This window comes from Streptomyces beigongshangae (genome assembly GCF_019710745.1).
Taxonomy (GTDB): domain Bacteria; phylum Actinomycetota; class Actinomycetes; order Streptomycetales; family Streptomycetaceae; genus Streptomyces; species Streptomyces beigongshangae.
Genome location: NZ_JAHKJW010000006.1, coordinates 180,222 through 193,742, shown reverse-complemented (window position 1 = coordinate 193,742; position 13,521 = coordinate 180,222). Strand labels below are relative to the sequence as shown.

Genomic DNA, 13,521 nt, shown 5'->3' with positions numbered 1-13,521 from the left:
TCACCACCGACACGCACGGCCTGAGACGCATGGAAGCTCCCTACTGGTAGGGAGCTTCCATGCCATTGCTGAGACGACATCTCATTTGGTGAGTCCGTGGTAGCAGATCGGTAGCAGATGAGGGGGCAGGCAATGCTGGTGAAGGCCAGGAATTGCTCGGCTTTGCGTCCGTAGCGGCGGTGCAGTCGGCGACATCCGGTGAGCCAGGACGCCGTGCGTTCGACGGTCCAGCGGTGGCGGCCCGGGTGGGTCGAGGACTCGATGCCCCTGCGGGCGAACACCGGCCGGACCCGGCGCCGGACCCGACCCCCACCGACCCCCCGGCCTGCCCCCCACCGGACCCTCCACCGGCCCCCGCTCGACCCCCACCCCCTCACCCGGCTCCCAACCGGGCCGGGCCGCGAGGCCGTTCGGCGTACCGGTCGGCTTCCGGGGTATCCGGGAGCGGACGACAGTGGACGAGAGTGGACGACGAGGAGGCCCCCATGGCGCTCACCTTCCGCAAGAGCTTCCGGATCATGCCGGGCGTGCGGCTGAACATCAACAAGAAGTCGTGGTCCATCACCACGGGTGGCCGCAACGGACCGAAGCAGACCCACAGCAGCACGGGACGCCGGACCACCTCCATGGACCTCCCGGGCCCCTTCGGCTGGCGCAAGACCACCAACACCAAGCGCCGCTGAGGCGTCGCCGCCTTTCACCACTCCCCCGAGTTGCCTCATCTCATATGCGAGATAACCTGCCGTCATGGCAGACGACTATCTCGTACGCATCGGCAAGCTCATCCGTGACGCCCGCCAGCATCGGGGCTGGACACAGACGCAGCTTGCCGAAGCGCTCGGCACCAGTCAGAGCGCGGTGAACCGTATCGAGCGCGGCAATCAAAACATCAGCCTTGAGATGATCGCTCGAATCGGTGAAGCACTGGACAGCGAGATCGTCTCGCTCGGCTATGCGGGTCCGATGCATCTGCGCGTGGTGGGCGGGCGCCGGCTCTCCGGCTCGATCGACGTGAAGACCAGCAAGAACGCGTGCGTGGCGCTGCTCTGTGCGACCCTCCTGAACAAGGGCCGCACGGTGCTGCGCCGCGTCGCGCGCATCGAGGAGGTGTACCGCCTTCTGGAGGTGCTGGCCTCCATCGGGGTGCGCACGCGGTGGATCAACGACGGCGTGGACCTGGAGATCGTGCCGCCGGCCGAGCTGGACATGGCGTCGATCGACGAGAGCGCGGCCCGCCGCACCCGTTCGATCATCATGTTCCTCGGCCCGCTGCTGCACCGCACCGACGGCTTCAAGCTGCCGTACGCGGGCGGCTGCGACCTGGGCACGCGGACCGTCGAGCCGCACATGATCGCGCTGCGGCGGTTCGGCCTGGACATCGCGGCCACCGAGGGCATGTACCACGCGCGGGTGGACCGCGGGGTGACCCCGGGCCGCCCCATCGTGCTGACCGAGCGTGGCGACACGGTGACCGAGAACGCGCTGCTGGCGGCCGCCCGCCACGACGGCACGACCGTGATCCGCAACGCCTCCTCCAACTACATGGTCCAGGACCTCTGCTTCTTCCTGGAGGCCCTCGGCGTCCGGGTGGAGGGCATCGGCACCACGACGCTCACCGTGCACGGCGTGCCGAACATCGACGTGGACGTGGACTACTCGCCGTCCGAGGACCCGGTCGAGGCGATGAGCCTGCTGGCCGCGGCGGTCGTCACGGAGTCCGAGCTGACCGTGCGCCGGGTGCCGATCGAGTTCCTGGAGATCGAGCTGGCGGTCCTGGAGGAGATGGGCCTCGACCACGACCGCACACCGGAGTACGTCGCCGACAACGGCCGTACGCGCCTGGTGGACCTGACCGTGCGCCCCTCCAAGCTGGAGGCGCCGATCGACAAGATCCACCCGATGCCGTTCCCGGGCCTGAACATCGACAACGTCCCGTTCTTCGCGGCCATCGCGGCCTCCGCGCAGGGCCAGACGCTGATCCACGACTGGGTGTACGACAACCGCGCGATCTACCTCACCGACCTGAACCGGCTCGGCGGCCGCCTCCAGCTCCTGGACCCGCACCGCGTCCTGGTCGAGGGCCCGACCCGCTGGCGGGCCGCCGAGATGATGTGCCCGCCGGCCCTGCGCCCCGCGGTGGTGGTCCTGCTGGCGATGATGGCGGCGGAGGGCACGTCCGTGCTCCGCAACGTGTACGTGATCAACCGCGGCTACGAGGACCTGGCGGAGCGGCTGAACTCGGTGGGGGCGCAGATCGAGATCTTCCGGGACATTTGATGCCGGGATGCCGCCGCACCTCGTTTGACCTGTGACTTGGCGCGCCAGGGAGGAGTGCGGCGGCATCTCTGGGGCTTCTCTGGGACTTCGGGTCCGCGGTGGGCTACGAGTCCGGGAGGCCGGCTGTGCCTCGGCCGCCTGCCGGGCGACCCGGTCCGCAGTCGTCCGGCGCCAGTGGGAGAAGCTCGGGCGGCTGACGCCGAGGATGCCGCACAGCCGCTTCACGCCGTAGCGGCGCTGGCGGTCGGCGACACACTGGAAGCGGTTCACCAGCGCGTTTCCCGGCGGAACACTTCGCCGCCTTCCGCAGGATCTCGCGTTCCTCCTCCAGCTCACGGACCTTCTGGCGCAGGGCTGCGTTCTCCGCTTCCAGCAGGGTCGGTGGCCGGACCGGTACCTGCGTCCGGCGCCTCCGGGGCCGACTCACTCCGGCTGCCCTCACCCAGTTCCGCAGCATCTCAGGGTTGATCCCCAGATCAGCGGGGTGACCCCCAGATCAGCGAAGGCCACACGGACGTCCTGAACACCAGCGATGCCCGCTGATCGTCGCCGGGTCGGCGGTGCGGTGGGCGGTCGCCCCGCTCCCGGGCGCTGCGGGCAGAACGGTCCGGGCGGAAATCACCTCGTGTGGGACGGTGCGGGACTCGGCCATCGGCCACCGGGTTCAGGTCAACGGCTGCGCAGACCAGGCTCGTCGGACCGTCACCGTCAGTGCCGGACGCTAGTGTCGTTCGCCCGGCAGGAAGCCGGTGAGCCCAGGGGGAGCACGAACCGCCATGCCCGAGAACCACACCGGATACCGGATCTCCGTCGTCGACGAGGACCCGCTGCGCGCCCGCAAGGACGCCCGCGAACTGCTCGGCGTGCTCACCGAGGCGGACTCCACCGCCAGGCTGGACCTGCCCGCACCCGGCAGCCTGGAGGGAACCTTCGGCAAGGGCGGCGCGTCCGCCGAGACCGTCGGGCTGCTGCTGAGCGGCGGTTCGTTCGTCGCCGCGCTGGTGCAGGTGTGGCTGGCGCGGATCCCGCAGCGCACCATCGTGGTCAAGCGGCCCGACGGGGCGGTCCTGCACGTCACCGGCAAGGAGGCCCGCGAGGACGACACGCTGGTCGAGCGCTTTCTCGCGGGCGGCGGCGACGGCACGGCGGCGGGCTGAGCGGCGATGACCGACAACGACCGCCACGCGTTGCTCGTCGGCGTCTCCACGTACGACAGCGAGGCGTACCAGGAGCTCCCGGCCGTGCGGGCCGACCTGCACTACATGCGGGCGGTGCTGGAGAACACCGAGATCGGGATGTACAACGAGTGCGCGGTGGCCGCCGAGCCGACGCGCGCGGAGATGCTGCACGCCGTCGGGACGTTCCTGGAGGCCCGGCAGCCCAGTGAGACCGCGCTGCTCTACTTCAGCGGGCACGGCGAGTACTGCGAGCAGGACGGCCAGCTGTACTTCCTGACCCGGGACACCGACCCCGCCGACCTGCCGGGCACGGCCGTGCCGGCGGAGTTCCTGGAGCGGACGCTCCAGTCCTGCCGGGCCGCCTCCAAACTGGTCCTGCTGGACTGCTGCTCCAGCGGTTCCGTCGTCCAGGGCTGGACCGCCAAGGGCCCGGCGGGGCAACCGGACCGGCCCGCGCCGAGCACCCTGCTGCGGCCGACCGGCGTGTACTTCATCACCGCGTCCGACGCCCTCCAGGCGGCCTCCGCGATGGCGCCGCCGGGGTCGGACCTCGGCACCTCCCGGTTCACCGGGGAGATCGTCGAAGGGCTGCGCAACGGCCGGATCAAGGGCGGCGGCTGGATCACCCCGGACGACCTCTTCGACTACCTGACCGCCCAGATGGCCCGCGAGGGCGTCCCGGAGGAGCAGCGGCCCACCAAGTCCACCATCAGGGCCACCCGGAGCCTCCCCTTCGCCCGGTCGGTGGCACGGCCCGTACGCCTTCCTGCGCTCCCCCACGACGCCACCGAAGCCGCCCGGCGCTCCCCCGCGCTGCTCAAGGCCCGGGAACTGGCCGAGGCGGACGAACGGGACGGCGTCGACCCGCAGCGGCTGCTGCGGTACTACGCGGACTGCCTCACCGCGCAGGCGGCGGCCGGGATGCGGCCCGACCGGGACGGCGGCCGGAACACGAAGTACTTCCTGCTGGCCCAGGGCGAGGAGACCGTCCAGTCGGGCCGCGGACCGCACATCGTCGCGCCCGGATCGCTGCCCCGGCCCCAGGGCGGTCGGACCGGGTCGGGCACCGAGGCGGGGACGCGGCAGGAGTACTGGTACGGGTATCCGGCGATCACGCTCCCCTCGCGGGACGGCGGCCGGGGGCGGCGTGCGACGGTCGAGCTGGCGCCGCTGCTCGTCCAGCAGATGGAGCTGGCGCCGGACGAGGACGGCCGGGACGTGCTGCGGCCCAGCGGCGTGCCGTCCCTGCACAGCGGCGTCGTCTCGGAACTCCTGGACGCGGGCGACGCGGCCGACCTGGTGGCCCGCTGGCAGCCGGCCTGGCAGGAGGGCAACGACGCCCAGATGCTCCGTGCCGTGAGGGAGCTGCTGGAGGAGCTGGGGCTGCCGGAACTCGAACCGCTGGACCCGTCGGCGCTCAGCGAGCGCACGGTCATGCAGGCGCTGCGGCCCGGCGCGCACAATGCGGCCGTGCTGCTGGTGCCGTCCGGTGCGGAGGCCATGGCCACCCAGGCACTGGTGGACAACCTGCTGGAGATCTCCACGCGGACCGCGCAGATCAAGGGCACCGCCCTGGACGCACTGCTGGACGGCCGGGTCCGGCAGGCGCCGGCCACGACGGCGGTCTCGGCGAACCCGGTGACACCCGTCGCCCCGGGACCGTGCAACGAGAGCCAGGAGCAGGTGATCTCCTCGGCGATGACCCAGCCGCTGACGGTGGCGACCGGGCCGCCCGGCACGGGCAAGAGCGAGGTCGTCACGGCCGTCGTCACCACCTGCGTCGCCGCCGGGCAGTCGGTGCTGGTCGCCTCCACGAACAACGAGGCCGTGAACGTCGTCGCCCAGCGCTGCGACGACATCGCGCCCGGTCTGCTGATGCGCACGGGCAACGCGGAGGCTCTGGAGCGGGAGGCGGCCAAACTGGAACGGCTGCTCGCCGCGCCGGCCGGAGCGCCACGACGCGGATCGGCCACCGTGGGCGGCGAGCTGCGCAACACCCGGGGAGCGGCCGACCGGCTGCGGGCAGAAGCGACCCGGCGCGTCGGTGAGGAAGCGCGCCTGCTGGAACTGTTCCGCGAGCGGGAGGAGCGCGCCGCCGCCCTGGAGCTGCCCCTGCCCTGCCTCGAAGCGGTCTGGGCGGCGGCCCCGGACGGCCGAGCCCCGCTGGACCGGTGGGCGGACCGGGCGCGGGGGGCGGCCGCGGCCCGCTGGTGGCAGCTCGGGGCGTGGCGGCGCGGACGGGCGCTCTCCGTGCTGGCCGCGGCGGGGCCGGGGCGGTCCGAGGGGGCCGGACCGGTGTGGCCTGCCTGGGCCGCGGAACGACCGGTGCCACCCGAACTGCTGGAGTCGCTGGCCGAGGTCGTGTCGGTGGAGCGGGAGGTGCGGGAACTCGTCCGCGAGCACGGGCAATGGGACGAGAACGGACTCAAGGCGGCCCGGCTGGCCACGGCTCAGGCGCTGACCGGCCTGTCGGCGGAACTGTCCCGCACGCTGTCCGCCGAGGCCCTCGGCCGCGCGACCGGACTCATGAACCAGCGGCTCCAGGCACTGCGGCGCCGGGCCGGCTACCAGCGCAGCCAGAAGAACCTGATGACGCACATCAAGGGGTGGGCCGTCAGCACCCACTCGGTGCGGCAGCTGGAACTCACCCCGAAGCTGTTCGACCTCGTCGTCATCGACGAGGCCAGCCAGTGCTCCATCCCCTCGGTGCTGCCGCTGCTCTTCCGGGCCCGCCGGGCACTGATCATCGGTGACCCCATGCAGCTCGGGCACATCCCCGGCGTGTCACCGCAGCAGGAGCGGCAGGCACGGAGGCGGGCCGGGCTGAGCGCCGCCCAACTGGAGCACCACCGCCTCACCTATCACGTGCACTCCTCATACCACGCGGCCGAACAGCACGGCGAGGGCACGCTGTTCCTCGACGAGCACTACCGCTGCCACCCGCGGATCGCGGACGTCGTCAACGGCCACTGCTACGGCGGCCGGTTGCGGGTGCTGACCGACGTGCGGCGCCAGGTACCGGCGCACGACCCGGTGGGAGCAACCGACCCGGCACCGGTTCTCGGCTGGGTCGATGTCCCCTCCGGAAGCTCGGCCCGCGGCGGCGACGGGCGGTCCTGGCGCAACGCGGCGGAGGCGGAGACCGTGCGGCACGTCGTCGACGGACTGCTGGCGGAGATCGAACCGGACGCGACGGTGGGAGTGGTCACGCCGTTCCGCGCGCAGAAGGAGGCGCTGGCCCGGATGTGGCGGGACGACGACCGGGTCCGGGTCGGCACCGTCCACACCTTCCAGGGCGGACAGCGCGACGTGATGGTGCTCAGCCCGGTGGCGGCGCCCAACACCCCACCCCGGACCACGCACTGGGTCGCGAGCCAGGTCAACCTGTGGAACGTGGCGGTCACCCGGGCCAAGTCGCAGCTGATCACCGTCGGCGGCCTCTCCTTCTGGCAGGAGCAGAGCGGCCTGCCGGCCCTCCTCGCCACTCGCTCGGTGCCGCTGGGAGCGGGCGACGACGGCGCTCCGGCCGAAGCCGGCCCGCCCGGCCCGGTGGTCAAGGCCCACGAGGACTCCGCCGACCGCCTGCAGCGTTACCTGACCGGACGGGGGATCACCGATCTGGAGCGGACCGTGCTGGTGGGTGGGCACCCGGTGGACCTGCTGTTCACCGACGCCGGCGAGAACACGGCGGTGCTCATCGACCCCGGACCGGAGCCCGGTGCGGACCCCGCGCGGCACCTCAGGCTCCTCCACGCGCGAGGTGACCTGCTCACCGGCCTGCCCGCCGGGGGCCACGGCGCCAAACCCTGCCCGGTGAGCCGGACGGTGCGGGTGCCCGCCTGGCGGATCCTGTCGGGCGAGGCGGCGCTGGCACCGCTGTTCGACTGAGCCGCGCACAGGAGGGCCGGGCTCCTCGGAGCCCGGCCGTCGGGCGGCGTCGGGGGAGCGGTGGAGGGGGAGGCGGCGCGTCGTCGTGCCGGGAATCCTCCCTCCCCCGCACCGGGCCCGGCATGGCACCTGCCGGTTCCCGTCGGCGAGTGCGGCCGCCAGGACGGGGCCGATCCGGGTCAGTGCCTCGGGCGCATCATCCGCAGCTGGGTGGTGGTGATCTCATGGGTCGTGACGCGGCCGCCGATGTGCGGACGCCACTCGTCGGCCAGTGCGTCCGGTCCCGCCGTGTACAGCAGCAGATCGCCGCCGAACCGGCCGGGGGTGAAGCGGTCGCGGAGCCGGCTGCCGTGCCGGACGGCGGCGGTCATCCGGGCGATCGTCTCCTCGGGCAGGCTGACATCGCCGATCACCCACGCGACCGCCTCCTCCAGCCGCGGCGCGGATCCCCGTCCGGCCGGTACGGCTGGTCGCTGAGGGCTGCGGTCTCTCACGGGCCGAGGTCGAGAGACTGATCACGGACGGGAAACTCGTCCCGTCGGTCGGGCTGGGGGGCGGGCTCTCCGGCGACTTCACCTTCATGCTCAAGCGCTGAAGGCGTCGCCGGGGCCGGTGGAGCACGCCCGGAGGCCGGCCGGACGCGGCCGGACGCGTTCGACGGCGGCAGGGTGTCTCGCGCAGGCGTACGGCTCTTTTCGCACCCCTGGTCACCGTTCGATCACCATCGTCCCGGGACGGTGACCGGCTCTTGTTTTCCGTCCTGGCCACCGGCCGCCCCTTGGAATGATCGGACCTCCACCAGCCGGGGAGGGGCCGTCATGCCGATCACAACGGGGCCACCGCGCGATGCCCGCCGCTGACGCCACCCCACCTGCCACGCCGCCTTCCCCTCCCACTTCGCCTTCACCTTCGGCTCCGGGTGCGGCTGCGGCTGCCGCCCAGCCCGTCACGGTCCTCTCCGCCGTCGCCCATCTGCTGTCGGTGATCGCTCTCGGCCTTGAGGCGTTCATCTGGTACTCCTGGGGAACCGGGGAGTACCGGAGCCTGATCGCGGTGCTCCTGGCCGGGGTGGCGGCGGGTCTCGTCGCGGTCGGCTTCACCCCCGAGCTGCACCGGATCCTGCTCCGGGCCGTGCCCACCGTCGTGGTCGTGGTGGGCCTCGTCCTCGGCGGCGTCCGTTTCCACGACGAGAACAGCGACCTCGGTGTCACCGTCAGGACCAAGGACGCCGAGGACATGGCGGACGGCGACGTCGCCACCTTCACCGTCCCCACACCGGGAGACCGCGCGTACCTCCGGCTGACCCTCAGGGGCCGGGACCTCCCGTCCGGCGGCTCCCCCTGTGTCTTCCGCAGCGAGGTGGGCATCAGCGGCGGGGCCCGGAACGGCGAGCAGGACGTCGCGTTCGACCGGCAGACGCTCACGGCCAGGATCCCCCTGAGGACGGGCGGCGACTCCGTCGCACTGCGGGTGGAACTGCGGACGGGTCCGGCCTGCCGGATCTCCCTCGAACCCGATGAAGCGATCCTCACGAACGAGTGAACCGAGGAGGTCTCCAGGTGAGATCAGTTCCCCGTCTTGTCAGTACGGTGACGTGTTCACTGCTGCTGCTCGCGCTTGCGCCGGCCTGTGATTCCGCCGGAGAGAAAGATCCCGGGAAAGGAAGCTCCGGAAAAGCCTCGGAGTCACCGGAACCCGCACGCGCGGCCGGCGGCTTCCCGAAGGGCATGTCCTACGGAGCCAAGTTCGAACAACCGGGATTCAACGAATACGACGTGCGGAACCACCGGGGGCAGGGGTTCGAGAACGATCTCGCGCAGTACCTGGAGGGCGAGCTCGGCATCACCCTGCTGCCCCACGACATTCCCTCCAAGGACCGCGAGTCCTATCTCCAGGAGAGAACCGACGCGTTGGTGATCGCCACCTACTCGATCACCGACGAGAGGAGGAAGAAGGTCGATTTCGCGGGCCCGTACTTCGTGACCCCGCAGGGCCTGCTCGTACGGCAGGACGACCACAGCATCAAGGAGCGCAAGGACACCGCGGACAAACAGATCTGCACCGCGTCGGGCTCGACCTCCACCCCGGGCGCGAAGAACCCCCTCGACGAGAACGCCCGGTTCGTCACCGCCCAGGACTACCGGAAATGCGTGGACAAGCTGCTGGACGGCAATGTGGACGCCGTCTGGACGGACAAGGTGATCCTGTACGGGTTCGTCCAGCGCCTCCCGGGCAAGGTCCGGGTCGTGGACGACATCGAGGTGGGTTCGGAGCAGCTGTACGGAGTCGGCCTCCCGCTGCACCAGCCGGAGAGGTGCCACCGGGTGGTCGAAGCGCTGCGCGGATTCCTCAGGGACAAGTGGCGCGCGTTCTTCCAGGCCCACTTCGAGGAACTGGTGAAGAGCGACCCGTTCTTCGAAACCCACTACAAGCCGAACCCGGACGACCTCGACGAGGCCTCCTGCCGGTCCACGTGAGCGGACGCGCGGTGCGACCCGCTCCGCGGGGCAGGGAGGGCGGACCGGGGCATGGCGCGTGCGCGGTGCCGCCCACCCGGGTCGGCTCGGCTCAGGTCGAGCCAGGTCACATCAGGTCGAGCCAGGTCAGCCGACGAGTGTCACGTCCTGTTCGCGTGCCGCGTGGAACACCGGCAGCGGCAGGCCGCCGGAGCGCAGTTCCATCAGCGTCGCCTCGACCTTCGCGGCGCCCCGTTCGAAGCGGCCCGATTCCGTGCGGCCGGTGTTCTTCCAGCGGCGCAGGGTGCCGTCGCAGACCGCGGTGGTGCCGCCGACGCCCTTGCGGGCGCCGTCCTTGCCCTGGCGCAGGGAGGAGCTGACGAAGACCGGACCGGTGCCGCCCGTGCACCGGTAGGTGCCGGACAGGGTGACGGTGCCGTCCGCGGCGAGACGGCCGGTCGGATCGACCGTCACCGTGTCCGCCGGACCGGCCGATCCGGCCGGCCGGGGCAGGGCGGTCGCGGACGGGGCGGCGAGCAGCAGCACAGCCGCCGCGGCGGCTGTGCCCATGGCCTGGTGCAAGCGGGTCGGGCGCATCGGAGTACCTCCTGGAGTGGGAGCCTCCACAGGTACCGGCCCGGCGCGTCCGCGGGTGTGACCCTCACTCCTTTGGTGGCGAGTCCGCACCGGTCGTCCCGGACCCGTCCGCGTGTTGTCCGCGTGTTGTCACGCTTGCCGGCCGGCTGTTCCGATGAGTTCGCGGCGGGCGCATGGTCTATCCGTACGGGCGACGAAAACGCCGCTCGACTCCTCGCAGGTGGAGGCCCCTCATGTGTTCTCACCAGCCTTCGTGCCCGTCCGCCGGCCGCACCGACCGTTCTGCCCGCACCGACCGCACCGACGCGCACATCGTCTCCGCGCACCCCGAGCAGGGCTGGTACCTGCTGTGCGACGGCGCGATCGTCTTCGACGACACCGGGGCGCTGCTGCCCGACGGGCGGGTCGTCGGTCCGCACCGGGTGCCGGTCGGGCACCTGGCCGTCGCCGCCTGACCGTCCCACCGCTCGACCACGCCCGACCAGCTGACCGACCGCCCGACCGCCCGACGGTGACGATCTAGAGTGATCGACGTGTCCGAGCAGCACGCCCCCCGTCCCCGGTCCCTCATCGTCACCTTCTACGGCGCGTACGGCCGCTTCGCCCCCGGCCCCGTACCCGTGGCCGAGTTGATCCGGCTCCTGGCCGCGGCAGGCGTGGACGCGCCCTCCGTACGGTCGTCGGTGTCCCGGCTCAAGCGCCGCGGGCTGCTCCTGCCGGCCCGGACCGACGCGGGCGCCGCCGGATACGTGCTGTCGCCGGACGCCCGCCGGCTCCTCGACGACGGCGACCGCCGGATCTACGCCGCCGCACCGCCCGGGGACGACACCTGGGTGCTCGCCGTGTTCTCCGTCCCTGAGTCCGAGCGGCAGAGACGCCACGTGCTCCGCTCGCGCCTGGCCGGTCTCGGCTTCGGAACGGCCGCCCCCGGCGTGTGGATCGCCCCGGCCCGTCTCTACGAGGAGACACGGCACACGCTGGAACGGCTGCGGCTGGACACGTACGTGGACCTGTTCCGCGCCGAGCACCTCGGGTACGCGGCGACGGCGGAGGCGGTCGCGCGCTGGTGGGACCTGGCCGCCGTCGCCAAGCAGCACGACGCGTTCCTGGACCGCCACGCGCGCGTGCTGCACGACTGGGAGGCGCGGGACGACACCCCCGCCGAGGAGGCGTACCGCGACTATCTCCTCGCCCTGGACTCCTGGCGCCATCTCCCGTACGCCGATCCGGGGCTGCCTCCCGCGCTGCTGCCCCAGGGGTGGCCGGGCGCCCGTTCGGCAGCCGTCTTCCGGGCCCTGCGCGAGCGGCTGCGGGACGCCGGAGCGGCCTTCGCGGGCGTACCGGCGGGACCCCGCAGGTGGGAACGGGCGGGCTGAGCCGCATCCCGGGTCGCCGGGGGAACGCTCACGTTGCGGGGCGCGTCGCCCGTATATCCGGACGGTCGGCCCCACGCCAGGCCGAACGTCCCGGAAAGAGCCCGCCGAGGGCCTCTGTCGGAGTGCGACGTACCATTCCTAAAGTTGAAAGCAGGACATCCTGCTCCATGAACGGATCCGCCTTGCACGAATCCCACGCCCCGGCCTCCTGGCGCATCGCCCTGCCGCACACCGCCGCGGCCGTGCCGGTCGCCCGTGCCCTGGTGCGTACCGCGCTCGCCGAGATCGAGCACCCCGCGGACAGCGACACCGCGGAGCTGCTCACCGCCGAGCTGGTGGCCAACGCCGTGGAGCACACCACGGGCGACGCGCCCATAGAGCTGGTCGTGGAACTGCTGCCCACCGACTGCCGGGTCGAGGTCCACGACCCCGACCCGGCCCCGCCTGGCGACCTCACGGTCCCCGGCCCCTCGTACGAGCCCGACCCCTGGCAGGAGCACGGCCGCGGCCTGCTGCTGATCCGTACCCTCAGCTCCTCGTGCGGCCACCGCCCCACGGAGTCCGGCAAGGCGGTCTGGTTCCGGGTCCCGGTGGTACCGCGCCCGCGCAGGCCCTCCTAGCGGCGGCCACGGGGGGCGTGACAAGGGCGTGACGGCGTTCAGGCCAGGGTCGCCACCAGTACCGCCTTGATCGTGTGCAGCCGGTTCTCCGCCTCGTCGAAGACGACCGACCGGTCCGACTCGAAGACCTCGTCGGTGACCTCCAGCGAGTCCAGGCCGTGCCGCTCGTGCATCTCGCGGCCGACCTTGGTGCCCAGGTCGTGGAAGGCGGGCAGGCAGTGCAGGAACTTGACGTCGGCGTTGCCGGTGGCCCGCAGGACGTCCATCGTCACCGCGTACGGGCCGAGGGCGGCGATGCGCTCGTCCCAGACCTCCTTGGGCTCCCCCATCGACACCCACACGTCCGTGGCGACGAAGTCGGCCCCCAGGACACCCTCGGCGACGTCCTCGGTGAGCGTGATCCGCGCCCCGCTGCGCCCGGCCAGTTCGCGCGCCCGGGCCACGACCTCCTCGGCGGGCCAGTAGGCCCGGGGCGCGACGATCCGTACGTCCATGCCGAGCAGCGCGCCGGTGACGAGGTACGAGTTGCCCATGTTGAAGCGCGCGTCGCCCAGGTAGGCGAAGGCGATCCCGTCCAGCGGCTTGGTGCAGTGCTCGGTCATCGTGAGCACGTCGGCCAGCATCTGCGTCGGGTGCCAGGCGTCGGTCAGGCCGTTGTAGACGGGCACGCCCGCGTGGGCCGCCAGCACCTCGACGTTCTCCTGGCTGTCCCCCCGGTACTGGATGGCGTGGTACATCCGGCCGAGCACCCGCGCGGTGTCCTTCACGGACTCCTTGTGGCCCATCTGCGAGCCGGACGGATCGAGGTACGTGGTCGACGCGCCCTGGTCCGCCGCCGCCACCTCGAAGGCGCAGCGCGTGCGCGTCGACGTCTTCTCGAAGACCAGCGCGATGTTCCTGCCCCGCAGGTACCGGGTCTCCGTCCCGGCCCTCTTCGCCGCCTTCAGCTCGGCGGCGAGCCCGAGCAGGCCGTGGATCTCCTCCCGCGTGAAGTCCAGTTCCTTCAGGAAGTGGCGGCCTGCGAGGGCGTACGGGGGTGTCGCCATGGGGGCGCTCCAGGGTCACGTAAACAAGGACTCTTGGAATTCTATACGACGTTCCACATTTCTATACAGTCCGGCCCACCCGG

The 13,521-nt window shown here is 71.9% G+C and carries 12 protein-coding genes and 1 pseudogene; 10 read left to right on the top strand and 3 right to left on the bottom strand.

Annotated features, from left to right (window positions below; all coding sequences use genetic code 11):
- Window positions 1-485: 485 nt before the first annotated feature.
- The 4 genes from KM933_RS07090 to KM933_RS07075 all read left to right on the top strand — a co-directional run bounded on the left by KM933_RS07090 (window position 486) and on the right by KM933_RS07075 (window position 7,343).
- Window positions 486-683: a DUF4236 domain-containing protein gene (locus KM933_RS07090; RefSeq protein WP_221349338.1), complete on the top strand. Its 198-nt coding sequence runs from the start codon at window positions 486-488 to the stop codon at window positions 681-683.
- 64 nt (window positions 684-747) lie between these two features.
- Window positions 748-2,277 (top strand): helix-turn-helix domain-containing protein, encoded by a 1,530-nt coding sequence (locus tag KM933_RS07085; RefSeq protein WP_221349269.1) that lies wholly within the window; start codon window positions 748-750, stop codon window positions 2,275-2,277.
- A 776-nt stretch (window positions 2,278-3,053) separates the two neighbouring features.
- Window positions 3,054-3,434 carry an effector-associated constant component EACC1 gene (locus tag KM933_RS07080; RefSeq protein WP_221349267.1) on the top strand — a complete coding sequence of 127 codons (381 nt, stop codon included), beginning with the start codon at window positions 3,054-3,056 and terminating at the stop codon, window positions 3,432-3,434.
- A gap of 6 nt (window positions 3,435-3,440) precedes the next feature.
- Window positions 3,441-7,343 (top strand): caspase, EACC1-associated type, encoded by a 3,903-nt coding sequence (locus KM933_RS07075; protein WP_221349265.1) that lies wholly within the window; start codon window positions 3,441-3,443, stop codon window positions 7,341-7,343.
- A gap of 179 nt (window positions 7,344-7,522) precedes the next feature.
- Here the strand turns inward: KM933_RS07075 and KM933_RS07070 are convergent, their stop codons facing one another.
- Window positions 7,523-7,756 carry a hypothetical protein gene (locus KM933_RS07070; RefSeq protein WP_221349263.1) on the bottom strand — a complete coding sequence of 78 codons (234 nt, stop codon included), beginning with the start codon at window positions 7,754-7,756 and terminating at the stop codon, window positions 7,523-7,525.
- A 23-nt stretch (window positions 7,757-7,779) separates the two neighbouring features.
- Between KM933_RS07070 and KM933_RS39055 the strand changes: the two are divergent.
- The 3 genes and pseudogenes from KM933_RS39055 to KM933_RS07060 all read left to right on the top strand — a co-directional run.
- Window positions 7,780-7,938 (top strand): annotated as a pseudogene (locus tag KM933_RS39055) (DUF1062 domain-containing protein); the annotation flags it as partial.
- 386 nt (window positions 7,939-8,324) lie between these two features.
- Window positions 8,325-8,885: a hypothetical protein gene (locus tag KM933_RS07065; protein WP_221349261.1), complete on the top strand. Its 561-nt coding sequence runs from the start codon at window positions 8,325-8,327 to the stop codon at window positions 8,883-8,885.
- Window positions 8,886-9,070: 185 nt separating this feature from the next.
- A complete protein-coding gene (locus KM933_RS07060; protein WP_221349259.1) occupies window positions 9,071-9,820 on the top strand; it encodes a transporter substrate-binding domain-containing protein in 750 nt (249 codons plus the stop codon).
- Window positions 9,821-9,946: 126 nt separating this feature from the next.
- Here the strand turns inward: KM933_RS07060 and KM933_RS07055 are convergent, their stop codons facing one another.
- Entirely contained in the window at window positions 9,947-10,396 is a 450-nt protein-coding gene (locus KM933_RS07055) for a DUF6299 family protein (protein ID WP_221349257.1), read from the bottom strand.
- A gap of 233 nt (window positions 10,397-10,629) precedes the next feature.
- Between KM933_RS07055 and KM933_RS07050 the strand changes: the two genes are divergently transcribed.
- From KM933_RS07050 to KM933_RS07040, 3 genes are all read left to right on the top strand, one after another.
- On the top strand, window positions 10,630-10,851 hold the full coding sequence (locus tag KM933_RS07050; RefSeq protein ID WP_221349255.1) for a DUF5999 family protein: 222 nt from the start codon (window positions 10,630-10,632) through the stop codon (window positions 10,849-10,851).
- A gap of 69 nt (window positions 10,852-10,920) precedes the next feature.
- Window positions 10,921-11,772 carry a PaaX family transcriptional regulator gene (locus KM933_RS07045; RefSeq protein ID WP_221349253.1) on the top strand — a complete coding sequence of 284 codons (852 nt, stop codon included), beginning with the start codon at window positions 10,921-10,923 and terminating at the stop codon, window positions 11,770-11,772.
- A gap of 167 nt (window positions 11,773-11,939) precedes the next feature.
- Window positions 11,940-12,392: an ATP-binding protein gene (locus KM933_RS07040; protein WP_221349252.1), complete on the top strand. Its 453-nt coding sequence runs from the start codon at window positions 11,940-11,942 to the stop codon at window positions 12,390-12,392.
- A 38-nt stretch (window positions 12,393-12,430) separates the two neighbouring features.
- On the opposite strand, the gene argF is transcribed toward KM933_RS07040, so the two are convergent.
- Entirely contained in the window at window positions 12,431-13,438 is a 1,008-nt protein-coding gene (gene argF / locus KM933_RS07035; RefSeq protein WP_221349250.1) for an ornithine carbamoyltransferase, read from the bottom strand.
- Window positions 13,439-13,521: the final 83 nt, after the last annotated feature.

Bases quoted from the DNA above. Each gene is read 5' to 3' on its own strand.
- KM933_RS07090 (WP_221349338.1), top strand. From the start codon at position 486: ATGGCGCTCACCTTCCGCAAGAGCTTCCGGATCATGCCGGGCGTGCGG.
- KM933_RS07085 (WP_221349269.1), top strand. From the start codon at position 748: ATGGCAGACGACTATCTCGTACGCATCGGCAAGCTCATCCGTGACGCC.
- KM933_RS07080 (WP_221349267.1), top strand. From the start codon at position 3,054: ATGCCCGAGAACCACACCGGATACCGGATCTCCGTCGTCGACGAGGAC.
- KM933_RS07075 (WP_221349265.1), top strand. From the start codon at position 3,441: ATGACCGACAACGACCGCCACGCGTTGCTCGTCGGCGTCTCCACGTAC.
- KM933_RS07060 (WP_221349259.1), top strand. From the start codon at position 9,071: ATGTCCTACGGAGCCAAGTTCGAACAACCGGGATTCAACGAATACGAC.
- KM933_RS07055 (WP_221349257.1), bottom strand. From the start codon at position 10,396: ATGCGCCCGACCCGCTTGCACCAGGCCATGGGCACAGCCGCCGCGGCG.
- KM933_RS07050 (WP_221349255.1), top strand. From the start codon at position 10,630: ATGTGTTCTCACCAGCCTTCGTGCCCGTCCGCCGGCCGCACCGACCGT.
- KM933_RS07040 (WP_221349252.1), top strand. From the start codon at position 11,940: ATGAACGGATCCGCCTTGCACGAATCCCACGCCCCGGCCTCCTGGCGC.
- argF (WP_221349250.1), bottom strand. From the start codon at position 13,438: ATGGCGACACCCCCGTACGCCCTCGCAGGCCGCCACTTCCTGAAGGAA.